The sequence below is a fragment of the Nonlabens xiamenensis genome, from assembly GCF_003865345.1.
Taxonomy (GTDB): domain Bacteria; phylum Bacteroidota; class Bacteroidia; order Flavobacteriales; family Flavobacteriaceae; genus Nonlabens; species Nonlabens xiamenensis.
Genome location: NZ_RMVE01000002.1, coordinates 242,340 through 267,522, shown reverse-complemented (window position 1 = coordinate 267,522; position 25,183 = coordinate 242,340). Strand labels below are relative to the sequence as shown.

General features: G+C 42.4%; 20 protein-coding genes. 10 read left to right on the top strand and 10 right to left on the bottom strand.

Translation table 11 applies throughout. The annotated features are described in order from the left end of the window. Positions 1-41: 41 nt before the first annotated feature. The 5 genes from EGM47_RS06205 to EGM47_RS16290 form a co-directional block, all read right to left on the bottom strand. Complete coding sequence (locus EGM47_RS06205) at positions 42-2,228, bottom strand: T9SS type A sorting domain-containing protein (protein ID WP_124979917.1); 2,187 nt, start codon at positions 2,226-2,228, stop codon at positions 42-44. A 1,534-nt stretch (positions 2,229-3,762) separates the two neighbouring features. Next, positions 3,763-4,194 carry an META domain-containing protein gene (locus tag EGM47_RS06200; RefSeq protein ID WP_164510831.1) on the bottom strand — a complete coding sequence of 144 codons (432 nt, stop codon included), beginning with the start codon at positions 4,192-4,194 and terminating at the stop codon, positions 3,763-3,765. A gap of 166 nt (positions 4,195-4,360) precedes the next feature. Next, positions 4,361-4,894, bottom strand: a complete 534-nt coding sequence (locus EGM47_RS06195) for a DUF4136 domain-containing protein (RefSeq protein ID WP_124979915.1) — start codon at positions 4,892-4,894, stop codon at positions 4,361-4,363. 65 nt (positions 4,895-4,959) lie between these two features. Continuing rightward, positions 4,960-6,966, bottom strand: a complete 2,007-nt coding sequence (locus EGM47_RS06190; RefSeq protein ID WP_124979914.1) for a urocanate hydratase — start codon at positions 6,964-6,966, stop codon at positions 4,960-4,962. Then, the gene (locus EGM47_RS16290; protein ID WP_164510830.1) at positions 6,963-7,136 is read right to left on the bottom strand and encodes a DUF5522 domain-containing protein; all 174 of its coding nucleotides are present in this window, start codon (positions 7,134-7,136) and stop codon (positions 6,963-6,965) included. The genes EGM47_RS06190 and EGM47_RS16290 overlap by 4 nt, the downstream gene beginning before the upstream one ends. 86 nt (positions 7,137-7,222) lie before the next feature. Here EGM47_RS16290 and EGM47_RS06185 point away from each other — a divergent pair, with 86 nt between their 5' ends. After that, positions 7,223-7,540, top strand: coding sequence for a hypothetical protein (locus EGM47_RS06185; protein WP_124979913.1), 318 nt, complete (start codon positions 7,223-7,225; stop codon positions 7,538-7,540). A gap of 83 nt (positions 7,541-7,623) precedes the next feature. Here the strand turns inward: EGM47_RS06185 and EGM47_RS06180 are convergent, their stop codons facing one another. Continuing rightward, positions 7,624-8,754 carry a hypothetical protein gene (locus tag EGM47_RS06180; protein ID WP_124979912.1) on the bottom strand — a complete coding sequence of 377 codons (1,131 nt, stop codon included), beginning with the start codon at positions 8,752-8,754 and terminating at the stop codon, positions 7,624-7,626. 115 nt (positions 8,755-8,869) lie between these two features. Between EGM47_RS06180 and EGM47_RS06175 the strand changes: the two genes are divergently transcribed. From EGM47_RS06175 to hemL, 3 genes are read left to right on the top strand one after another with little or no spacing between them, the layout of a single operon-like run. Next, a complete protein-coding gene (locus EGM47_RS06175) occupies positions 8,870-9,814 on the top strand; it encodes a 1-aminocyclopropane-1-carboxylate deaminase/D-cysteine desulfhydrase (protein WP_124979911.1) in 945 nt (314 codons plus the stop codon). Then, on the top strand, positions 9,798-10,640 hold the full coding sequence (locus EGM47_RS06170; RefSeq protein WP_124979910.1) for a glucosaminidase domain-containing protein: 843 nt from the start codon (positions 9,798-9,800) through the stop codon (positions 10,638-10,640). The genes EGM47_RS06175 and EGM47_RS06170 overlap by 17 nt, the downstream gene beginning before the upstream one ends. Positions 10,641-10,650: 10 nt before the next feature. Next, the gene (gene hemL / locus EGM47_RS06165) at positions 10,651-11,943 is read left to right on the top strand and encodes a glutamate-1-semialdehyde 2,1-aminomutase (protein WP_124979909.1); all 1,293 of its coding nucleotides are present in this window, start codon (positions 10,651-10,653) and stop codon (positions 11,941-11,943) included. Between the two features lie 184 nt (positions 11,944-12,127). Here hemL and EGM47_RS06160 read toward each other — a convergent pair whose 3' ends face one another. Next, positions 12,128-12,889, bottom strand: coding sequence for a patatin-like phospholipase family protein (locus tag EGM47_RS06160; RefSeq protein ID WP_124979908.1), 762 nt, complete (start codon positions 12,887-12,889; stop codon positions 12,128-12,130). After that, a complete protein-coding gene (locus tag EGM47_RS06155) occupies positions 12,886-13,152 on the bottom strand; it encodes a uroporphyrinogen decarboxylase (protein WP_124979907.1) in 267 nt (88 codons plus the stop codon). Before EGM47_RS06155 ends, EGM47_RS06160 begins: the two co-directional genes overlap by 4 nt. Positions 13,153-13,365: 213 nt before the next feature. Here EGM47_RS06155 and EGM47_RS06150 point away from each other — a divergent pair, with 213 nt between their 5' ends. From EGM47_RS06150 to EGM47_RS06140, 3 genes are all read left to right on the top strand, one after another. Next, positions 13,366-15,411, top strand: coding sequence for a glucan 1,4-alpha-maltotetraohydrolase domain-containing protein (locus EGM47_RS06150; protein ID WP_124979906.1), 2,046 nt, complete (start codon positions 13,366-13,368; stop codon positions 15,409-15,411). A 145-nt stretch (positions 15,412-15,556) separates the two neighbouring features. After that, positions 15,557-16,090 carry a CopD family protein gene (locus EGM47_RS06145; protein ID WP_124979905.1) on the top strand — a complete coding sequence of 178 codons (534 nt, stop codon included), beginning with the start codon at positions 15,557-15,559 and terminating at the stop codon, positions 16,088-16,090. 442 nt (positions 16,091-16,532) lie between these two features. Further along, positions 16,533-20,024: a TraB/GumN family protein gene (locus EGM47_RS06140; RefSeq protein WP_164510829.1), complete on the top strand. Its 3,492-nt coding sequence runs from the start codon at positions 16,533-16,535 to the stop codon at positions 20,022-20,024. Positions 20,025-20,056: 32 nt separating this feature from the next. Here the strand turns inward: EGM47_RS06140 and EGM47_RS06135 are convergent, their stop codons facing one another. Next, positions 20,057-21,010: an aldo/keto reductase gene (locus tag EGM47_RS06135; protein ID WP_124979903.1), complete on the bottom strand. Its 954-nt coding sequence runs from the start codon at positions 21,008-21,010 to the stop codon at positions 20,057-20,059. Between the two features lie 148 nt (positions 21,011-21,158). Between EGM47_RS06135 and EGM47_RS06130 the strand changes: the two genes are divergently transcribed. From EGM47_RS06130 to EGM47_RS06120, 3 genes are read left to right on the top strand one after another with little or no spacing between them, the layout of a single operon-like run. Then, positions 21,159-22,931 carry a mechanosensitive ion channel family protein gene (locus EGM47_RS06130; RefSeq protein WP_240642304.1) on the top strand — a complete coding sequence of 591 codons (1,773 nt, stop codon included), beginning with the start codon at positions 21,159-21,161 and terminating at the stop codon, positions 22,929-22,931. 5 nt (positions 22,932-22,936) lie between these two features. After that, complete coding sequence (locus tag EGM47_RS06125; RefSeq protein ID WP_124979902.1) at positions 22,937-23,563, top strand: Crp/Fnr family transcriptional regulator; 627 nt, start codon at positions 22,937-22,939, stop codon at positions 23,561-23,563. A 60-nt stretch (positions 23,564-23,623) separates the two neighbouring features. Beyond that, complete coding sequence (locus EGM47_RS06120) at positions 23,624-24,424, top strand: sulfite exporter TauE/SafE family protein (RefSeq protein ID WP_124979901.1); 801 nt, start codon at positions 23,624-23,626, stop codon at positions 24,422-24,424. 19 nt (positions 24,425-24,443) lie between these two features. On the opposite strand, the gene EGM47_RS06115 is transcribed toward EGM47_RS06120, so the two are convergent. Beyond that, the gene (locus EGM47_RS06115) at positions 24,444-25,181 is read right to left on the bottom strand and encodes a heavy-metal-associated domain-containing protein (RefSeq protein WP_124979900.1); all 738 of its coding nucleotides are present in this window, start codon (positions 25,179-25,181) and stop codon (positions 24,444-24,446) included. Positions 25,182-25,183: the final 2 nt, after the last annotated feature.

Sequence of the window (25,183 nt, the reverse complement as noted above, 5' to 3'; positions counted from 1 at the left end):
TGGTAAATATAACCAGCCCTTGCGTTTTTAGGTTTTCAAAATTATTTTTTGACAAACTTCAAAACATCCCTAAAGCCTGATGCTGTGATAATTTCTAGCAGATATACTCCGCTATTTAATTCAGCGATCGTGATATCGCTTGTAGTAGTTTCCTTTACTATTTGTCCTTGCAGATTATAGATGGTCGCTTTCGCGAAAGCGACATCACTGGTGACGCTGATGAGCGTAGTGGCTGGATTTGGATATATGGCGATTTTTTCGTGACCCACGTCTATCAAACTCGCGGTAGCTCCAAACTCATAAGGTCCTAAATCAACTTCATTCCCTACTATACGTGTGTTGCCGTCAAGATCTTCGGTAATGTTGAATCCGGTAGTGTTGTTAGCATTACCGTCATCAATTCCCAATGAATTTGAAGCAAATCTAAAATTATCATTTGTCTCGTCTACATAAGTAGGCTGGCCGACGGTAATAAGAAGTTGATTTCCACCTGCCGTAGCGGTAGAAGTGGAGGTGAGTATATTTCTTACCAAAGTGCTTACAGGTGTCGCATTGGCTGGAGAGATAGGTGAGGGTTCGGTGCTATTTGCATTGGTATTGGTGTCAAAGATACTGTTGAAAATACGACAGGTGACGGGACCAGCATTGACGTTCTGTCTTCCATAAACAAAGGTTGAACTACCTGTGCTCCTTTCTTCGTTATCAATGAAAGCACAATGTACCAGATCCACATTGATACTATTGTTGACTTCAGTTGCACGGATTAAGGCTGAACTTGCTCCCACTCCTTGACCTGAAGCCATATCCCCAGTTGCATTGTCGTAAAACAAAGAGTTGATAATTTTAACGTCCATGTTGGTGTTGGCTCTGGTTTCCAAATATATACCTGTACCTATGCGAGAAAAATTATCCTTAAAGACTGAATTTTCTATGCGTAGGCTAGCTGAATTTTGGTTGAGCGGTGCATAATAAATTCCAGCGCCTCCACCTCTCGCCACATTTCTTGTAAATAACATGTTTTTCAGGGTAAAATTCTTTACGTTGTTGTCTATATAAAGTGCTCCATACCCAGTTCTTGTTCCAGCGGTGGCGTCGCTTGCATAAGCACTTGTAATCGTGAAACCATCCATATTGACATTACTAGCACCTATTTCCACGATTGTGACAGAATTGTCATTGTAGGTAACATTACCATCTATAATTCTATTATCATCGTTGCCCATTAAGTCACCATCCAAAATGGTAGGATTTGCACCTAGTACTCGCTGGTTGATATTAGTTTCATTTCCAGCGAAACCTCCATATAAGGATACGCTCTTATCCACATCTAAGGGAACCATACGATTTGTACCGCTAGTAGGCTTATAGGTCCCGCTTTTAACCCAGATTTCACCATTTTGAGTAACCATACTTAAAGCCGCACCAAGGGTGGTGGAGTTTGCCCATGAATCACCACTAAATGAACCTGAACCAGTGGTGGAGGCATAAACTTTAGTAAGTGGAACAATCCCTGGCTCATTATATAAGCCTGTAATATCAGCTAAGCTGAGCTCTCTTGAATATAGATAGATATCGTCTGTGGCACTGCGCAAACCAAACTGACTTATAACGGGAGAAAGTACAAAATCGGCAGCGGAATCAAGGATATTGGCGTTATTAGACAGCGTGTTTACATTGGTACTTGAAATGGACTGGCCGTTCACTATCATATTTACGGCATAGTTTCCTGTTCGCCTTGCTACCACCACGGCTATATGTTGCCATTGTGTCTGAGCAAATCGGGAATCTGAAAATTGTACGGTATGAGATGTGGTTGCTGTCTGGATCTCCACATCCATTTGGGTTGAACTGATTTTATTAATCCTCACCCCATGGCCTTGGTTGTCAAATAACTGCATGACCGCTTCGGTATTGGTACCTACGTTTGCATTTTCAAAAAGGTACCAAAAACTGAAAGTCAGATTGTTGATTGGTTGGGAAGCGGTTGCATTTAAACTGATACCATCAAAAGTTTCCTGCCGATTTCGCAATGCAGCATTTGGGTTTCCATCCCGGTCAGAAGTAAATAAATGACCATTAGCTCTGGGTTGTAAATCACCTATGCCTGGACTAATGGTATTCACCAATGAACCACCGGTAAATTTATATACAGCATCGGCTCCAGAAGGTATTTGAGCTATCATATAACCTAGACTAAAAAGATGAAGCAATAATAAAATTTTTTTCATGACGTTTAATTTTATAAGCCCAAAACTCAAAAATTGCTGTTATATGGTATAGCTTAACTTTCCAGACGACATGTAGACCTTTCTCAAATGCAGGTTATTTATTTTATGTATACACCAGGTGCGTTGCAATTATTGGATATTTAAACAACCCTATCTTTAGGTCTCACAAATATGAAAACCCATGAAGATCTATTTAGAGCGTAAAAATGACGAGTACTTAATGTTAGCCTAAGTCTATTGTTAGCCTGAGCCCGTCAAAGGCGAGAAACGAAGAAACACGCTTGTAAGTTTTCGACCCTGCTTCGACGAGCTCAGCATGACATCTGTTGTCAATCTGAGTATTTTTTCAGCCTGAGCCCTTTGTCAGCCTGAGCCCGTCGAAGGCGAGAAACGAAGAAACACGCTTGTAAGGTTTCGACCCTGCTTCGACGAGCTCAGCATGACATCTGTTGTCAATCTGAGTACTTTTTCAGCCTGACATCTGTTGTAAGCCTGAGTACTTCGTCTAGCTCAGTACAGGCTCCGTCGAAGGCGAGAAACGAAGAAACACGCTTGTAAGGTTTCGACCCTGCTTCGACAAGCTCAGCATGACATCTGTTGTCAGCCTGAGTACTTCGTCTAGCTCAGTACAGGCTCCGTCGAAGGCGGTTATCACAAGGACCGGCTTGTAAGGTTTCGACCCTGCTTCGACAATCTCAGCATGACATCTGCTGTCAATCTGAGTATTTTTTCAGCCTGACCCGATTGTCAACCTGAGCCCTTTGTCAGCCTGAGCCCGTCGAAGGCGAGATACGAAGAAACACGCTTGTGAGGTTTCGACCCTGCTTCGACAATCTCAGCATGACATCTGCTGTCAATCTGAGTATTTTTTCAGCCTGACCCGATTGTCAACCTGAGCCCTTTGTCAGCCTGAGCCCGTCGAAGGCGGTTATCGCAAGGACACGCTTGTAAGTTTTCGACACTGCTTCGACAAGCTCAGCATGACATCTGTTGTAAGCCTGAGTACTTCGTCTAGCTCAGTACAGGCTCCGTCGAAGGCGAGAAACGAAGAAATACGCTTTTGAGGTTTCGACCCTGCTTCGACGAGCTCAGCATGACATCTGTTGTCAATCTGAGTACTTTTTCAGCCTGATCGGATTGTCAGCCTGAGTACTTCGTCTAGCTCAGTACAGGCTCCGTCGAAGGCGGTTATCGCAAGGACAGGCTTGTGAGGTTTCGACACTGCTTCGACAAGCTCAGCATGACATCTGTTGTCAGCCTGAGTACTTCGTCTAGCTCAGTACAGGCTACCTCGAAGGCGGTTATCGCAAGGACCGGCTTATAAGGTTTCGACCCTGCTTCGACGAGCTCAGCATGACATCTGTTGTCAATCTGAGTATTTTTTCAGCCTGAGCCCTTTGTCAGCCTGAGCCCGTCGAAGGCGGTTATCACAAGGACCGGCTTGTAAGTTTTCGACACTGCTTCGACAGGCTCAGCATGACATCTGTTGTTAGTTACGAGCTTTTTAGAAAGCCTCTACAACATGTATTTCTGATCATTCTGTATTCTCCCGTTCAGTAGCTCTGACCAAAATAGTTTCATTGTCGGCTGCATATAGCGTGAGCTGATTATCACGGCTGCTGTAGTATCGTACTTTTCTTAACGCCTCAAACAGCTTGTTTTCGGCGTCAATATCCGGACAAGTTTTTCTGGTGCTGGCGATTTCTCCAATATTAAGAACGAGATTATCTACCGTAAAGGAGGCATTGTACGTATTGCAGCCTCCATTGCCGGTGACGGTTCTGGATAAACCACTGAATCTAATAGTTTGTGCGTTTAAGGCATTCTCTCCTTCAATGCTCTGAATCCTATACATGCCATCCAATTGAACCCGACTTCCTGTATTTAAAACTTGGCCAGCCGAATCACATTGGGTGCTTATAAAGCATATTCCTAGCAATGCAATTCCATATAAATAGTTTTTCATCTTCCACATTTTATCCAAAATTAAATTGTACAGGAAGGGAAAAACCTTAAATCAGATATAAAAAAACACTCCTTTAAGAGTGTTTTAATAAAAAGCATAAATGGATGTAAGCTTAAAAAGGCTTTCGCAAAAGCGAAACCTTAAACTATTTCGTTCCACAAATAGATTATCTATTAGGCTGTGGAGGGAATTGCTCCAAAATCTGTTGTACTATTTCATTGGTACGTTCAACCTTTGCCTCTGGAGTAGTTCTTAAGGAAGCCTGTCCTATTCCCTGCCAGATCAATTCTTTATTTTTGGCATCAATTAAATCTATATAGAGTATACCTTCGGTGGTGCGGGAAACATTGTTGCCCCATCCAGGACCCCAGAAGCCTCCCCAGCCCCAACCCCAGCCAGCGCCCCAGCCCCAGTTGTTGAAGACATCGACCCTTTCTTTGGAATCCGTAAAAATGCTGACCATAAGATCTGGATTTTCAGATTTGATAAATCCTTTGGCCGACATTTCGTTGTCAATGGCACGCAGGATACGCTTTTTGTCCAATTCTGAAATCTCTGCCTCATCTATACCTTGTTTAAAATAGGCATAGGTCTTATACTGGGAGAAGTCAGTGCCAATCGCATAATCCTGGGACACCCGCACACTTTGGCATCCCACCAGGATCACCATCATGGCAATAAAAGGAAGTAATTTTTTCATAGCTATAGTGTTTTTGCTTTCGCGAAAGCGACCTAGCGCATTCCCTACTCACAGATTATTAATTCTTATTCAAACAAATCATCCCGAACCGCGTTCGGTAATGTAACTTTGAGTCCTGGATGCTCCTCCATGGCTCTTTTGATGGCAAAGGTAGCATTCGGATTTCTAGCCCAGTTACGTCTGGCAATGCCATTGTTTACATCCCAAAATAACATGGATTCCAGCTTCTGATCCGACTCCCTACTACCATCAAGAAGCATACCAAATCCGCCGTTGATAACTTCTCCCCAGCCTACGCCACCACCATTATGAATAGAAACCCAAGTCGCTCCCCTGAAACTATCGCCGATCACATTCTGTATGGCCATATCAGCGGTAAACCTAGAGCCATCATAAATATTGGAGGTTTCCCGATAAGGGGAGTCGGTACCCGACACATCGTGATGATCCCTTCCCAAAATAACCGGGCCAATGTCCCCTAAAGCAATGGCTTGATTAAAAGCCTTGGCGATTTCTATCCTTCCCAACGCGTCTGCATATAGGATTCTGGCTTGGGAGCCGACGACCAATTTGTTTTCTTGAGCACCTTCAATCCACTGTATGTTATCTTGCATTTGCTGCTGGATACGATCCGGAGCTTCTTGGGAAAGTCGTTTCAACACCTTAGTCGCTAAAAGATCTGTTTTCTTAAGATCTTCTGGATCATTGGATGCACAAACCCATCTGAAAGGACCAAAACCATAATCAAAACACATCGGGCCCATAATATCCTGTACATAGGATGGATATTTGAATTCGCGATCGGTTCCCTTCAGGTCAGCACCAGCTCGACTGGCTTCCAGTAAAAAGGCATTACCGTAATCAAAGAAATAGGTGCCCTTGGTGGTATGTTTCTCAATGGCACGTACTTGTCTTATAAGCGATTCCTGAACAGCTTTTTTAAAAGATTCCGGATCTTCACTCATTAAGGTGTTGGCTTCATCAAAGCTCATTTCAGCTGGATAGTAACCGCCGGCCCATGGATTGTGTAAACTGGTCTGATCACTACCAATCGCAACCTCAATATTGGCTTCATCTAATGATTCCCAAACCTCTACCACATTACCCAAATAGGCAATGGATAAGGTTTCCTTGTTTTCTTGAGCATTTTTTACCCGCTGGATTAAATCCACTGTATTGTCAATAACAACATCCACCCAGCCTTGAGAATGACGGGTATGTACAGCTTTTGGGTTGACTTCGGCACAGATAGTTATACAGCCGGCAATATTTCCTGCTTTAGGTTGTGCTCCACTCATACCACCCAGACCACTGGTGACAAAGATGTTTCCTTTGGGTGGTTGATTGATTTTTCTAAAAGCATTTAATACTGTGATGGTGGTGCCATGAACAATCCCCTGCGGACCTATATACATATAAGATCCTGCAGTCATCTGACCGTATTGGGTCACGCCTAACGCATTAAATTTTTCCCAGTCGTCTGGTTGAGAATAATTAGGAATCATCATTCCATTGGTGACCACACATCTGGGCGCTTTTTTATGTGAGGGAAAAAGACCTAACGGATGACCTGAATACATGACCAGGGTTTGCTCATCAGTCATCTGGCTCAGGTATTTCATAGTCAGCAGGTATTGCGCCCAATTTTGAAAAACAGCGCCATTCCCACCGTAAGTGATTAATTCGTGTGGGTGTTGGGCAACCCTGTGGTCCAAGTTGTTTTGTATCATCAACATGATTGCCGCTGCCTGTCTGGATTGGGCGGGATAGTCCTCAATATGACGTGCTTTGATTTCATATTTGGGCATGAAGCGATACATATAAATCCTGCCGTGGCGCTCTAATTCATCTCTAAATTCAGGCAGCAGTACCTCGTGATGTTGCGGATCAAAATACCTGAGTGCGTTCCGTAGCGCTAGTTCTTCCTCTTGATTATTTAGGATTTTTTTGCGTTTAGGAGCGTGATTAATGAGGTCGTCGTATGCATATGGTTCCGGCAACGAATCTGGTATGCCTTGGCTGATGCTTTTGCGAAAGCGGGACAGAGAATAGGATTTTTGCGCTGAAGTCATGGCGTTGGTCTTATAAACGTGTCTGTGGCTTTATCATATCCATAAGGACAGTGTCGGCAACCGCTCTTGCAACAATAGCCTCGTTTTAAATGGTATTGCTCTGTAAAACAACGGTAGCCATCTTCAGTGAGATAGTAATCACCATCCTCTACGGGAATGATCTTTTTCATTGTATAAAAATACGAATGATATCAGGGATTGACGTCTGTGGTAATAAATAAGTGTTGATCCTTTTAGGATTTTTTATCTTTATCTCATGATTCATGTCAGAACCAGATTACTGAAACGATACAATGGAATGTGTCTCTGGCCATTCTTATTGATCAAACACCCTGGATCTCGAAATGATCAGCGGTTCATCACCCACGAAAGCATTCATGCCGCCCAACAGAAGGAATTGCTGGTCATACCATTCTATATCTGGTATGGACTAGATTACTTGAGACAACTTGCGAAATATCGCAATCACAGAAAGGCCTATCGCAATATTATCTTTGAACGGGAGGCTTACTCTAAAGAAAGTGATGCTGAATACCTTCAACAACGAAAATTATATGATTTTCGAAAGTTTTGATCGGCGTCATCTAGACTTAGATGTTCATCAATCTCGCAAGCAATAAAAGCCATCTGCGACAAGAAGGGAGGATCAAGAATTATTTATCTCAACCGCTCTATAAAAACATTGGACACCACGCCTGGAGTTTCTGTACCGTTTCGGAAGTAGACGGTACCTGGTGCAGCTTCCTGTACCACAATAATTGAGATGTCGTCGCCAGCTTCTAGTTCCAGTACTTCTGTAAAAGATATCGAAGAATGGTTATGTGCTGTAAGGCTGCGAATATAAGCAGTTGAATGCTTGGCCCCAGGGAATAAATCTGTTCCGCCTCTGGTCACTTCAATAAATGCATCTAGATTTACCCGTTCAGTCGCACTTTCAAAAGATAGGTTGACAGTAAACCTGTATCGTCCGCCCACATGAATCGTTAGATCATCGTTTTGAGGTACGGCAACTGTTCGATCAGTCACGGTGACGTCATCATTCCAAATGACATTTCCAAAAATTGGTACTTCTATATCGTTACTACCTGCTACAAAGGCTTGGTTCACGTTCATCTGTTCTGCACCTGTGGCAGTATATTGTGGATTAATAGAAAATTTAGCGCTATAAGGAGCTACATAGGCTTCTTCTATGAGTCTACCGTTGGCGTCAGTGTATATTGAATAGGCAGGATTACCAGTAAAAATTCCTGATCCGTATTGACCTAATCGCAATTGTCGGTTGAATTGAATCTCGAGACCTCGCTGATCGTCAATATCAAAACGTAATGAATTATTGGTTTCTAGGGTAAATGGATTGTTGTTATTGCCTGTTGCAGCAGGGATTAGTCTCAATCTTCTTCCTGCATCCTCAGCTTCAAAGTGTAATTCAAAACCATTGGTGTCCACATTACGCGTTTCAGTCAATGTTCCGTCTTGGGTATAAATGTTATTAGCTTGATCTAATGATGTCGTTAATCGATTCCATTGGGTCCCATTCCAGAAATAATATCCGTCTTCTGTGGTGGCACTCTGGTTAAATACGACCGTACCAGCAGTCAACGTATTAGGCAATGGAGCCGCAGTAGAAAGATCTGCTATATCCACAACTGGAGGTAAGAAGCCCTTGTCTCCATTACCGTCATCCACATGGAGCAGGGTTCCAGCTGCTGGGTCAGTAGTTCCTATTCCTACTTGAGCTTTGATACACATTACACCCAGCAAAAAAACGATCAATGTACTTTTACACATCCTTAAAATCTAATTAAATTCGCCGCAATGTAATGATTGTAGCGTTATTAAAAAAAGTGTTTAACCCTTGATAAGCAAAACTTTATCATTTTGTTGAAGTAATGTCGGATTTTTGATGGAGAAGTTGTTCAAACAAGCGCACCAATCCCAAAATCAACCCTATATCTGTGAGGTGTCTGATCAGATCAGTATTAAAAGGGAGGACTTGCTGCATCCAGAGGTTGCAGGAAACAAATTACGCAAGCTAAAGTACAATTTACAACATGCGCTTGATGCTGGTCGGTCTAAGATAGTGACTTTCGGTGGGGCTTATAGTAACCATATTGCCGCCACGGCTGCGGCCTGTGCGATGGTAGGAATGAAAAGTATTGGCGTGATCAGGGGAGAGGAATTGGCGGTAGATCTACAGACCACCTTGAGAAAAAATCCAACGTTAAGACTTGCTCATCGTTTTGGGATGGAATTGCATTTTATCGACCGGACAACTTATAGAGATAAAATGCTCCCCAAATATCAATTGCAATGGGAAGAATTGTTCGGTCCACATTACCTGATTCCGGAAGGAGGAACCAATCAGCTGGCTGTTCAAGGTTGTGAAGAGATATTGTCAGCGTCTGACCTGCAGCAATATGATCTGATTTGTGTGGCAGCAGGAACTGGCGGTACGGCTGCTGGTATTATCAACACAGCGGGTGCACAGCAAAAGATCATGGTTTTTTCGGCCCTAAAGGGTGATTTTATGAGAAATGAGATTCAGCAATACTGTGAGCGAACTGATTTTAAAGTGATCCAAGACGATCAATTTGGTGGATACGCCAAGTCTGATGATCGATTGATTGGCTATATGAATGCCCGCTTTCGCGAAAGCGGAATACCACTAGACCCAATTTACACAGGAAAAATGATGTACGGTATAGAACAAATGCTGCGCGAAGGCGTTATCCCAGCGAAAACCCGTATTTTAGCGATTCATACTGGGGGTTTACAAGGAATTGCTGGTTACAACCAAATGCTGGCACAAAAAGGAAGACTTAGAATTAATTATGAAGACAAGCTTTAAAGGCATTCTTATCTTACTCATGACCACCTTTATATTGGTCTCTTGTGGGGGGAAGAAAAGGGTAGTGACGACAAAAAGACAACCACGACAAAATACCACCACTCGACCAGCGACACCCGATTCGCCAGTGGTGCCTACCGAGGAAGATAAAGTCACCGAGACCACTGCCCCTAGAAGTACTGATGCTGTAGCAAACTATATCTATGATTTCAAGGACATCGCCGTCCAAGAAATGAAACTTTATGGGATCCCTGCGAGCATTACCCTTGCCCAGGGAATTTTAGAAAGTGGATCTGGAAGAGGACGACTAGCTACCGAAGCCAATAATCATTTTGGAATCAAATGCCATCGCGGTTGGACTGGTGGTCGTATTTACCATGATGACGATGAAGATCAGGAATGTTTTAGGACCTATAATGATGCCAAGTTCTCCTACAGAGATCATTCTTTATTTTTGAGAGATAGGAAAAGATATGCTGGATTGTTCAAGCTGGATCGGGATGATTATGAAGCTTGGGCCAAAGGCTTGCGCGCTGCTGGTTATGCCACAGATAAGCGCTATCCGCAGAAGCTGATCAGTCTGATTGAACGCTATGAACTCTACAAATATGATGCAATGGGGTTAGGGAAAAAACCTGAGGAGGCACGTGTTCGCCCTGATTTTGAGCAGGTGGTCAACGATGGTACTACTCATCATGTTGTAGTCAAAGGCGATACACTTTACCGACTCTCCAAGAAATATAACCTGAGTGTTGATGAGCTGAAAAGATTGAATAATCTCAACAGTAATGATCTGAGCATTGGCCAGAAGCTGAAAATCAAATAAAACCGACTTCATGTCTTTTACCTATCAAAGAAGCAGTGCCTTGTTTAATGAGGCTAAACAATATATTCCTGGCGGAGTCAATTCTCCTGTGCGCGCCTTTAATGCAGTGGGAGGTGACCCGGTCTATGTGAAAAGTGCCAAGGGCGCCTATTTGCATACCGAGGACGGACACCAAATCATCGATTTTATTGCCTCTTGGGGGCCTATGATTCTAGGTCATGCGTTTGAACCTGTTACGCAAGCAGTTGTAGCTGCTGCCAAAAATGGAACCTCCTATGGAATGCCCACTGAACTAGAAACTAAAATCGCAGCACTGGCTGTTTCCATGGCTCCCAATATTGACCAAATCCGCATGGTGAATTCGGGTACTGAAGCTTGTATGAGTGCGGTAAGGTTGGCCAGAGGATTTACGGGTAGAGATAAGATCATCAAATTTGCCGGTTGTTACCACGGACACAGCGACTCTTTTTTAATCCAAGCGGGTAGTGGAGCTGTAACTTTTGGAAGCCCTAACAGTCCAGGGGTAACTCAGGGCACAGCTAGAGATACTTTGCTGGCCGATTATAACAATCTCGGCCAGGTACAAGAAATCTTTGAACAAAACAAAGATCAAATAGCTTGCGTGATTATTGAGCCTATCGCTGGGAATATGGGATGTATAGTTCCACAGAAGGGTTTTTTGGAAGGTATTAGAGAGCTTTGTGACCAGCATGGCGCACTATTTATATTTGACGAGGTCATGACAGGCTTCAGACTTGCAGCAGGTGGTGCTCAAGAAACTACAGGCGTATCGGCAGATATTGTCACTTATGGAAAGGTGATTGGTGGAGGTTTGCCCGTTGGTGCCTTTGCTGCCAGGCAGGAAATTATGAATCACCTGGCTCCACTCGGACCTGTTTACCAAGCCGGAACTTTAAGTGGGAATCCGCTGGCCATGAGCGCTGGTCTGGCAATGTTGGATCATTTGAATAAGCACCCGGAAGTGTTTGAAAGTTTGAAGGCCAAAACTGAGCATTTGCACAAAGGACTGGCTGATGTCTTGTCAGAAAAAGGAATCGATCACCAGATCAACAGGTATGGGTCTATGATTTCGGTTCATTTTACGGATACGCCGGTAACGGATTTTGCTTCGGCTGCCAAAGGAAATAACCAGTGGTTCAAAAAGTTCTTCCACGGCTTGTTAGAACGCGGTATTTATTTGCCGCCCAGTGCTTTTGAATCCTATTTTCTAAATGATGCCTTGACGTATGCTGATTTGGACAAGACGATTCAAGCAAGTAGAGAAGTAGTGAGAACTTGGTAGGAGGTCGTTCTTTTATTCTTCCTATATTTTCAATTCAACTACACAGTTGATAGTAAATTGAAATAGGTTACTTTACTGAATGATATGCTTGATGATCATGATTGTATTCTCTAATGTAGGGCGTTCGATTGACATGGTTTTTAAAATGAAAAAAAGCATAATTATCTCAGCGTTTTCCACACTGTTAGAGATACAAATTATGACCATTTTTACTTAATTCCTCCATAGCGTGCTGATACCCGATGTCAAAAATCTCCGGTAGTGATTTAAAGCTGAAGAGTCCATATTTGTACATTCCTTCTGGTTCTATGAGTAGATCGCACTGGGCAAATTTAAGTTTGTCTTGTTGATATTGGTTGATGGCATAAGCGCGTCCTGCCACATCATACGAGTGTTTGAGTCGTTTATTTTTGAGTTCAATTTTATTGACATAGCTACCGATCTTGATATCGCAGTCGTCTAATAAATCGATGGGGAAGTTATTTAGAACACCGCCATCCACATACACATTCTCATCAATTTCTACTGGGGTGAAAATACCTGGAAAAGCCGCGCTTGCCAGAATCGGAAGATATAAAGAGCCGTCCTTGAATACTTTAAGCCTTGCTGTATTCAGATCGGTTGCAGTTACAGAAAGTTGTAAGGGTAAGGAAGCAAAATCATCTTTGGGGATATAGGCAGAAATATGATCAATAAACACAGACGAATTGATAAAACCAGCCTGCCGAAAAGCAAACTTTTTAGGATGAAAAAGGTTAGACTTTTCAAAAAAATGGAAAATCGTCTCTATATCAATCCCGCCGGCAAAAAGCGCCCCTACCAAAGCACCTGCACTAGTTCCAGCAACATGGTCCACCTTGATATCGTGTTCCTGCAACGCCTTGATAACTCCTGCGTGTGCTATACCACGGGCACCACCACCCGAAAGTGCCAGTCCTATCTTCATGCCTTAGGGTCATCAGTTACTTCGACTACTAGTTTTTCTTTTTTAAGCGTCAGGTAAAACGCATTCACCAAAAGAATACCAACGTTAGTGATGATAATGGGAAGATTGGGCTGCTCAAAAAGAAAACCGTACAAAACAAATAGTGCACAGCCTACCGAATTGACAATGCGTAGGGTATTGATGTTTTTCATAAAAAAAGACAACAATACCACCAAACTTGCGGCATAGCCAATGAGGTCCAACAATTCTGTTCCCAATTCCATAGATACTAGATTTTAAAATACAAACTTATAGCAATTCAGGCACTCGAGTGCTGTTTAAAATTAGCAAATTGAAATGGGTATTTCGCTTTAAGCGAAAAAACCAACAACGATAACGTTTTCGTGATAATACAGTAAAAAATAGGGATTTTATGTGCTGTTTTGATAATATTTACACCGATTAACAAAGTAAACCATAATAAACCCCTTAAACTCATGAAAAAACTCAACTTTTTCCATCTATTTTTCGTCGCTGTTCTACTCAACTTTTCGTTGATTACAGCACAAGTACCCAATGATGACCGGATCATGCTCCAAGGTTTTTATTGGGAAAGTGCCCAAAATAATCCTGGAAACTGGTACAATATCATCAACTCCACAAGTCAGGAGTTGGCAGATATGGGCATAGATTTGATCTGGTTACCACCGCCTAGTGATGCTGGATCATTGGAAGGATATTTGCCCAGAGAGCTGAACAACTTTTCCACCAGTTATGGAAACCTTTCTGAACATCAAGCCATGCTTAATGCCTTAAACTCTAAAGGTATAGAGGCTATTGCTGATATTGTCATTAACCATCGGGTAGGGAATACCAACTATGTAGACTTTGCAAATCCGGCCTGGGGCACAGATGCCATTACTTCCAACGACGAGGTCTGGCAAGTACCTGCTTATTACAACACTTATCCCAGAGGTGCTTATGACACCGGAACATCTTATGAGGCCGCCAGAGATATTGATCATACGAAACCTTACGTACAGAACAGTATAATTCAATTCTTAAACAATCTCAAAGCCTTGGGATACAGTGGATGGCGATATGACTTTGTACATGGTTTTGATCCTTATTATTTTACCTTATACAATAATGCTACAAACCCTACCATCAGCGTTGGAGAGAATTACAACAGTAATAAGCAAGTGGTGCAGGATTGGATCGACAACTCAGGTTCTGGTGCTTTTGATTTCCCTTCTTATTTCACATTAAAGTCTGTTGTGCGTGATAACAATTATTCCTATTTATCTAATAACGGTCAAGCTTCTGGAGGAATAGGATGGGACCCCAAGAACTATGTGACTTTTGTAGAAAATCACGATACACCGCGCTATGATACGCCCAACAATGTGTTGAATGGAAACAATGTCGGGCAGACATACGCTTATTTGTTGACACATCCGGGTGTGCCTTGTATCTACTGGCCGCACTTAATGGATTGGGGAGCCACCGTCAAAACCCAAATCAAGGACTTGATCTCTGTGAGAAAGGATGCCGGTATACACAGCCAGAGCAACCTGAGTATCCAGGCAGCGCAAAATGGTTTATATGCTGCGGTGATTGATGGTGATAATTATCAGGTAGCCATGAAAATGGGTCCTAACAACTGGAGTCCGTCAGGGTCGGGTTGGAATCTGGCGACATCTGGGAATAATTATGCGGTCTGGACCAAGAGCACAGGGCAAAGCAACAACAGCTTTACAGTGTACACCAAGAACTTTTCAAGCATGTATACTTGGGATGATAACCAAAATGCTACCAATGGATCATGGCCTGGTGTATCGCTTACTGACCAAGGAAACGGTTGGGTAGGAGCGACCGTATCCGGAAATTGTTCCAATATTATTTTTAGTAATAACGGATCTTCACAGACCCCAGACTTATACACCTGCAGCGACCAGCCTTATTATTATCAAGGAAATTGGTATGCGACAGACCCTACCGCTGGTTCAAGCCCTTCTAGTTTCCAGGTATATGTAAAGAACTTTACCCATGCTTATACTTGGGATGATAATCTAAATGCTACCAACGGTTCTTGGCCAGGTGGTAGTTTGAGTGATGCGGGCAATGGATATAAAACCATTAGCATTAATGGAAGCTGTTCCAATGTGATTTTCAGCTACAACGGGTCAAGTCAAACAGCCGACTTGTCCACTTGTAGCAATACGCCTTATTACTATAATAATTCATGGCATGCGGGTCCTGAGGGCAAAAGTTTAATCAGTGAAACTTCAATGGTGAATACCATTTACCCCAACCCTTTGACGGCAGAAAGTAAGTTGTTGATCGATATCTCTCAAGCCGGAGTCTTGAAGGTAGAGTTACTCAATATCAGTGGTCAACAGGTTGCCATCAAAGAATTCAAATTAGAGCCAGGAACTCAGCAGGTGAGCCTGGAAGAACTCAGCGGCAATTTAGACGCAGGTTTCTATCTATGTCGTTACGCTGGAATTGCCGATGGCGTAGTAAAAGTCATGAAGAATTAATTTTTTCGTTTAGTTTGAAGGCTATAAAGCCAGTAAAGCCACCTGTTCAAGGTGGCTTTTTTATTTAATTACCACCGGCAGTCGTATTTTACGTAGATTCCCGATTGACTGCTGTATTTTTGTACTACGGACTAACGCGATCCTAATGGAATATCTTTATATCAAGTCATTACACCTGATCTTTGTCATCACCTGGTTTGCAGGTCTATTTTATATCCCGAGATTGTTTGTGTATCAAATCGAGGCACATGCCAGACCAAAAATGGAGCGCGACATTTTGCTACCACAATTAAAATTGATGACAAAGAGATTGTGGTTCATCATTACTTGGCCCAGTGCCGCTCTGGCCATAGGTTTTGCGGTATGGCTGCTGATCCTTCAACCCAGTTGGCTGGATCAGGCATGGATGCACGTAAAGTTAGTTTTTGTAGTCCTGCTGATCATTTACCATTTGAAGACCCATTTTATCCACTTGCAATTGGCACGTGATGAGGTGCGCTGGACATCAAGTGGGATGCGTATCTATAATGAAGGGGCAACTTTGATCTTGTTTTCAGTGGTCTTTTTGGTGATCTTAAAAAATGCCATGAACTGGATCTATGGGGTAGTGGGATTGGTTGTATTTGCCGTTATATTGATGTTGCTATTTAAGGTATATCAACACTTTCGCGAAAAGTGATAAACCAGTCTACTGCTTGGAGTTTGATGATTTGGGAGAGGTTCTTCTCGATGATGCGTTGTTTTTCTTACTCTAGATGAAAGGTATCCCTTTTGTCGATCATATGGCGGCTGTAATGACAAAGATGAAGCCGCATTTATCCTCATCGGGGTATTGCGGATGTCATTGTGGAGGAAAGACGTCTCAGGAGGGCTTTTTTCGATAAACTAGTTTGCAGCTATGAAACTATCTGCCCTTTTATCTCTGTATCATAAATGTCTGCTACACCTGAACTTCTTCATGATGGATTTTATAGACTAGAGCAGACTTGTTTGAACTTGCCATTTATTTTTTTTCAAAAATATGATCCATGCCTATATCTACGACTAAATGCAGCCGTATTGAATTTTTAATTAGGCTATGATTAATGTTTCTTATTTTAGGCGCTTCAACCACCAATCCTATGACCAAGAGACTTCACTATTTTATTTTTCTTATTTCCTGTTTGCTTTTTGCTCATGGAGTCAATGCCCAAAACCGAGAGAATTACTCACTGCTTTGGGAAGTTGTACACCCTGAAACAGGAGCCAAATCTTACATTTTCGGAACAATGCACTTGCATAATGCAAAAGTGTTTCAGTTCAGTGATGCCTTTTTGCCGGCCTTTAAAAGTGTGGATGCATTTGCCTTAGAAATCCATCCTGACTCTGCGATTGCAGGTTCTCTACGTGGAGGCGATATAAATTCCTATCTCCAACGCTATCAAGAGGTACTTGGGGATCAAGGCTACAATGAATTCAAAACACTCTTGGTCGATCGATATAAGATTTATCTGGATAGTATGGAATATTCATCACCATCAATGCTACAGTCCATGATTGTTCCTAATGAACGTAAGCCTGGTGAGCCTGTTGAGGTTTTAGATCAATACCTATTCAGCTTAGCTTCTAACGCTCAGAAGGATATCTACGGTCTGGAAGAATTTGAAGGAAGGGAATTGACCGCTGAGGAATATTCAGATGAGGAATTGCAGGAATTGTTAGAGGAACTGATGTTGATTGAAGACGGAGCCATGGAAAAGGAAATACAGCGAATGGTTGATTTGTACTATCAAGGGGATATTCAGAAGATCTTTGAAGAAGTGTATGCAAACGATCAATTTGAAGATAGCCTGATCGTGCGAAGAAATCAAGTTATGGCCGACAGGTTTGCCCTTTTGACGCAGGGCCAAACCTTATTCGCTGCCGTAGGCGCCGCGCATCTTCCGGGTAAATCTGGTGTACTTGAACTTTTACGTAAAAAAAAGTTCAAGGTCCGCAAGGCAGAGGCAACTTTTGAAAAGCCTAATATGGAGCTTCTCAAAGAATATGGACTTGCTCAGTGGTCTGTGAAGCGATACGAAGAACTTGGTTACGAGGTTAAAATTCCTGGCGCCTTGCAGTATGAAATAACTTTCGAAGCAGGTGATACAGAAATGACCACTGATCCAACTAATGCAATTTCAGTATTTCATTACGCATTGCCTATCCCAAACCATAATTCGATAGGTAATGACACCTTGCTGGCCACACTGAGCAAGCGCATAATAGAGGAAGATAGATCCAAAAAATATCGCATCAATCCGCTGGAAAAGTCCAGCAAAAATTATACAAGCTTGGTGGATGTAGATTCGACCTTGCATTCTCGCTTGGATTTCTATTGTGAACACAACCAGATTTATGTATTTGGAGCCAGTTACGACCCACTGATAGCCAATCAACAAGTGTTGGACGAGTACTTTAAGAACATCAAAATATTCAAACCTAAGGAAAAGAAACAGGAGGTTGAAGAACTCCACAGTGAGAATGGCGCATTCATTGTTGAATTTCCACTGCCATACCAAAATAAAACGGTAACACGTAGCCTTGAACTGGATGGGCTTGAGCACAGCTTGATTTTTCATCAATACTATAATGTTGACAGGTCTACCAATAGTATGTCTATGCTCTTGCATGCAGATAAACCTATGGGTTATTATATCGAGGACCAAGATCTTGCGGTGGAAGAGGTTATTCAGTCCTGGGCACAAAAAAATACTACGGTGCTATCACAAGATAGGATTGATTGGAATGGCTATGTCGCCTATGATTTTCTGGTAAAGTCGGCCTTGAACATAGAAATGTTGGTCCGAGTTATATATCGTGGGAACCGAAATTATATTTTGCTTTATAAGGATGCTGGGGTAAAGTCTAATACCAATACCTCGAACAGTTTTTTTAATTCATTCAAGTTTAAAGACTATCTCGCACCCGAATACAAGCATCACCAGATGGATCATTTTACCGTCGATCTGCCAGGTCCGTTCCGTACTGAGACGGATACCACTGAAATGAATCATGCCATTTTTTTAGAGACTAAGTCTTATATGGGACATGAGAAATTTTCTGGGGATTCATTTGGCATCTCGGTTACCGCAATGGGAGACTATTTCCATACCAAAGACATCGCCCAATTCTTGAAAGACACCATTGAAGAAATGGAAGGAAGTGAGGTGAGGATTGAAAACTTGCGAGATTTTCAACATGGAAATATTCAAGGAATGGAATACCTAATACGCTATCCCAAAAGTACTGTGGTGAAAACAAGCAGAGTATTTTTTGCAGAGAATTATCTGATAAATCAGTTTAAGCATGCAGATGCACAAAGTTTTGATGACGGGAGATTTGACAGATTCTGGGACAGTTTCCAATCCAATTCTGACCAAAAACCTGACTTTAATGTATCAACATCTGAGGAGCTACTCACCGATCTGACTTCTGAAGATCCTGCCACATATCAAAAAGCGCATGACGCTTTGGAGTACTACTTATTTGATAAAAAGGATGGAAGACGATTGATGGAAATGATCAAGTCAGATTTTCCTAATGACTCTCTTTATTACGGCACAACCAATATGTTGATTCTAAGCTTGGCTGAATTGAAAGATGATCAGTATCTGAACGAATTAAAAAGTTTCTATCTGGAAAATGCTTCTGATTATAATCAAGCCATGATCATGCAAAGTCTGCCTTACTTTGAATCCTCAAGGATGAATGATTTGTACTTCGACTTGGCAATGACAAAACTCCCTGAGAGTATCGACGAAATGGATTTCCCCTTCTTGGAGGTGGAACATGATAGCTTGTTTGACTTAAACCATTATGGTGATCGGATCTTGGAAATTCAAAAAAATAAGCTAGAATTAAGACCCTACACGCTGGCTTACCTTACTAGGCGAGCCAATGATAGTATTTTCGGTCGCAAGTTTTTGATGCAAAAGCTGGAAGCATTACAGGAACAGTTTGCTCAGGATGTGGCTATATTTCTGGACGAACAGAACAACGTATCTCTCGACGGCTATGTGGATTCCCATTTGAATCTTTATATGGAAATGTTTGATGCACTGGACGTCAAAAGTCCGTTCCTAAAATCGAACGCGAAGAAGATATTTTTGGATCCACATGAGAAGACGTACGATCATTTTCAAGCCTTCAACTACTATTTGGATCAAGGAGGAGAATATGATACCGATGCCATAAGATCTTTTATGAAACCTTTGATGTACAGGTTTGAAGCAATGGAAGCACTGGTAGAACGAAAGCTTTACCACCTTACGCCAAGGTCTTACTATCAACCACGAGAAATGGGGCGTTTGTCCATGTTTAATGCCCTGTATGACTACGACTACAATTCTGGACAGCTACATGAGTTTCTTGGTGAAATTAAAATTGATGGAGCAGAATATCTGGCTTATCAATACCACTTTGACGGCGAATCAGAAAATAAATATCTAGCGGTGGTCGAGGTGGCTGAAGTTGATCCCAAAAATCCTGAACAATTTCAAGTCATGCTGTCTGGAAAAATAATTGGAGACATGGATTGGAAGCCAATGGCAAAATCCTACATCAATGAATTATTGTCCCAATCAACGGAATGATCAGGAAAATATAGGCGCATAACTGAGAACAATCAATCCACTCTGCTGGCTTGGCGCAATGATTCTAACTCCGCTGGTGATAAGTTTAATTCTACTGCCTCTTGAAAGGCTTTCAGTTGATCCAAGCTGGTCGCACTGGCAATAGGAGCAGTGATGCCAGGTTGTTGTATTGTCCAGGCCAAAGTTACCGCGGCCTGACTTACATTTTGATGAGCAGCAATCTGTTCCAGCGCGTTGAGAACACGCTTCCCTTTATCATTGAAAAATTGAGAGACATAAGACTCCCGGGCTCTTCCGCTGGCGTCTGCCTCTACGTCATATTTTCCAGTAAGAAATCCACTGGCCAGCGTAAAATAACTGGTGACCCCAATGTTCTGTTCTAGACAATACTGCTGCAGGTCGTCTTCAAATTCGTTACGACGCATCAAATTATATTCGGGTTGAAAAACCTCGTATCTATTCAAGCCCTGGTCGGTAGCGATGGATTCGCTTTCGCGAAAGCGAGCCAAAGGAAAATTAGAGGCCCCCAAACAACGCACCTTTCCCTGGTGTATCAAATCATCAAAGGTAGCCAGCGTTTCCAAGGACTCGGTGTTCTCATCGTATTTGTGGGCAAAATAAACATCTACATAGTCGGTTTGTAGTCGTTTCAGGCTGAGGTCAATTTGTTCTCTGATATGATTTGCAGAAAGATCTATATGTCCTTGGCCAACGTCCATGCCCACTTTTGTAGCTATGGTCACCTGATCCCTTACGCCTCGTTCCTTCATCCATTTGCCGATGATTGTTTCACTTTCTCCGCCTTGATTCCCGTCAACCCAACGTGAGTACACATTGGCGGTATCCATGTAATTAAACCCGTGATCCAGCAGCCAATCCAACAATTCAAATGAGGTTTTTTCATCGGCCGTCCAGCCAAAGACATTTCCGCCAAAAGCGATGGGTGGGATCTTGATCTCGGTGTTTCCTAGTGTTGCGTATTTCATTGGGTGCTTTTTAAAGTTTGTTTGTTCTTGCCAAAATCAAAGATGGCTAGGAATAAATTAACTTGTGTTTAAAAATAACCAAAACATGCACGCATTATTCTTAAAGCTATGACAAACCGGGCATCATGCACGGACATATCCTTTATTTTTGAGAAAAGCCCTTTTTATGAACCGATCGGTACACCTGACCTATTATTTCTTATGTATGCTGCTCATGTCGCTTTTCGCGAAAGCGGAATTACAACAGCAGGATACCACACAATTGGAACATCCACGTTCCAAACCGGTCAATCAGAATGGTGATTTTGGGGTGAATCCTATCAAGGAGTATAATGAATCCTACTACATTGTCTCCAGGATCAATGAGAACATTGGTTTACCACCTAATGAATACAATTTCAGGACGCCACAAGCCACCCTCGAACATTTCATGCTTTCTGCCCGGGATAGTGATTTTGCAGCAGCCAGCTATGCCTTGAATTTTAACAGGATGCCGTTGTCCCTGAACAAGGAAGAGGCAGCCATCCTGGCCGAGAAACTGTATTTTGTCATCAACCAGCGCGTGGCGATTGATTGGGGAAGCATCTCGGATAGGCCAGACGGTCAAATTGATATACAGACCTCTACCAACAAGGCGATTGCGGGAGAACCCAGGCGCAGTGTTTATTTTGGTGAAGTAGATCTGGAGGGTCGGGATGCCAGCCTTAGACTTCAGCGTATTAAACACAAGGATTATGGTGCTTTCTGGCTGATCAGTGCAGATACGGTAGAAAATATTGACGAAATGTATGCCATTTACGGCCCGCGCAAGCTGGATCGTATGATGCCAGAATGGGCCAGATTTGCCATATGGGGTATTCCTCTATGGAAATTGCTCGGTACCATTATTCTGATTTTCCTGGCTTGGGGAATCGGTGCATTAGGAGCTGTGCTGGTACGCAAGGCTTGTCAAGCCACAGACTTGGTTTGGCTCAATGTAATTGCCAAAAACTTTTCCCGTCCTGCTGGTTTTACCATCGGCGTTTTGTTTTTCTATATCAGCTTAAATACCTTGATCAGTTTTAGTGGTACCCTAGCGACCTGGTTATACTCCTTTTTATTGATAGTGGTGATTATTTCCATCACCTGGTTGGTGTCTAAATTCATAGACAGTTTTATGATCTATGTAGCCGAGAATAGAATAGGGGACACCAATCCCGAGGAAAATAGTGAAGCAAGACAAATGTTGACCTATGTCTCTGTAGCCAGAAGAGTGGTCACCTTTGTGGTAATTTCCATCGGGATAGGGATCATTATCTCACAATTCAAATCGCTAGAACGATTGGGGATTTCTTTATTGGCATCGGCTGGAATCCTGACAGTAGTGATGGGAATTGCTGCACAGAGTACCCTGGGTAATATTATTGCCGGACTGCAAATTGCAATTACAAGCCCAGCCAAAATAGGAGATACGGTGATCATTAAAGATGATTGGGGGTATGTTGAGGATATTAAATTTACTTATATGGTGGTACGTACCTGGGATGAGCGTCGCCTGGTTGTTCCGCTCAAATATGTGATCAGCAATATATTTGAAAATTGGTCGATGACCAATGCGCATCAGGTGCGTCCAATCATCGTGCATGCCGATTACCGTATTGATGTAGAAAAGGTTCGGGATCATTTCCATACCATTCTTAAGGACAACGAATTATGGGATGGGGAGCATGATCCTGTGGTTCAAGTGGTAGAGGCTGGTGAAAAAACCATTCAGATCAGAGCGCTATGTTCTGGTAAGGATGCGAGTACAACTTGGGCCTTGCACTGTGAGTTAAGAGAACAATTGGTAGCATTTATAGCAGATCTCGAAAAAGGACTTTATCTTGCCAAAACCAGAATTGAAGTTCGAGAAAAAAATCAATCCATCGAACAACTAGAATAAGGATTATGCTATTAGCCCTGACAGAAAAACTGCAATTGCCGTTTGAACCAGAATTACTGGAAGAAATTCAGCGACTAGGAACCTATCGCAAAGCCCAGGCCGGAGAAGTCTTGATCAAACCTGGTCAAGTCATTACATCAACTCCTTTGTTATTAAAAGGGAGTCTTAAAATCATGCGCCCAGATGATCAAGGGGATGGTTTGTTGCTATACCATCTGGAACCTGGTAGTACCTGTGCCATGTCATTGAACTGCTGTACAGGAAAATCAACCAGTGAAATTGTGGCTGTTGCCGAAACAGACGTGGAGCTGATCATGCTGCCTGTCCAGCAGCTGGAATACTGGAACGGCCGATTCAAGTCATGGAGGAATTTTGTGTTCAATAGTTACCAGCAACGCATGACAGAACTCTTGGAAAGTATTGATAGCATAGCTTTCCAAAACATGGATCAACGTTTGTCCTCTTATTTAACAAACAAAGCTGCCAAAACAGAAAATTCTAGATTGGAAATAACCCATCAGGAAATAGCCAACGACTTGCATACCAGTAGGGTAGTGGTTTCCAGACTGCTTAAAAAAATGGAATCCAATCAACTTATTAAGATGCACCGTAATTGTATTGAGATGCTGTAACATTGGTTACAGAATGCATCAATTAGTATATCTATTTTTGTCGGAGAATAAAATGACGATATGGATATGATAACTGTCGCTGGATATGCCGGCGCTTTATTAGTTGGACTGGTGTTGGGAGTACTCGGTGGAGGAGGATCTATTCTTACCGTTCCAATCATGGTATATGTTATCGGTTTGCATCCTGTGTTGGGAACGGCCTATTCTCTTTTTGTGGTAGGTAGTACTTCACTCTTTGGAACCGTAAAAAATCTCAAAAACAAAACCGTTGATTTTAAGACGGCCTTAATCTTCGCTATACCTTCACTTTTCTCCGTTTTCCTGATGCGACGCTATGTGATTCCAGCGATTCCGGAAGAGCTTTTTGAGGTAAGCGGATTCATGGTCACCAAGTCTGTTGCCATTATGATGGTGTTTGCGATAGTGATGTTGGCAGCAGCAATCGCTATGATCAGAAGTGGCGTGTCTAAAATTGATGGTCGAGATGATCTGGAACCTAATTTCATTAGATTGGGAATTCAAGGTTTTGCTACCGGATTACTCACAGGCTTTGTAGGTGCTGGCGGCGGATTCCTTATCGTTCCTGCTCTGGTATTGATCGCAGGACTATCCATGAAAAGGGCGGTCGCTACTTCCTTGTTTATTATTTCTGTCAATTCCCTCTTAGGGTTTACAGGGGATATTCAGAACTTAGATATCGATTGGCTCTTCCTGCTCAGTTTCAGCGGACTGTCCATCATTGGGATCTTTATCGGTATTTGGCTCAACAAATTTTTTGATGGCCGTAAACTCAAAAGCGTATTCGGCTATTTTGTCCTGCTAATGGGTATATATGTTTGCTATAAGGAGTTGTTCATGTGATGAAGCTGCGGTCATTTGACTAGGCGCTCCACAACATAAACACCGCCATGCCCAGCATGATCATGTTTTCAATCAGCGTGGCTTCCGTCATTGGAAGTTGTAGAGCTGTTCCCAAGCAAGCACATTTGATCGCTCTTTTCTTGAACAGGGTATAAGCCACCCCAGCGGTAGTAATGCTCAGTATCAATAAGGTAATGATCAAGGCAATCTGAACTTCAAAACGCATTAAAAACATCAACCCCAATGCTGTTTCCAAAAAGGGGTATATCCAGCCATAAATAGGCAGGAGCTTGGCCAATGGATCATACATTTTAAAACTGGCGGGAAAGCCTTTCAGATCTAATAACTTGAAAAAGGCAAAGACAATAAAAAATAAGCCCATAAAATCAAGCATGAATTCGCCGACATCCCAGTTCTCTCTATGCATTAGCGCAGAGGCCACACTGATATAGCCTAAAATCAAAAACAAGGGTCTAAGTGCCTTGAGTTTGCTGATAGGCTCATCTGTGATCTCATTGGATGAGGTAAACACATTTTTGACCTCTGATTGTTGTTCTTTTTCTGTAATACTATACTTTTCTGGCAGCGCTTTTTGTAAAAGATCAAGGGGAATATGCTCGGTCATTTTGAGCACAGCTTCTTCTTTTTCTAGATCAACACTGGCTTTGGTCACCGCAGGCAAAGCATTTAAAATGTTCTCGACTCCGCTGCGACAACCATTACAGGTCATGCCTTTGATTTGATAAATATGTGTCATTT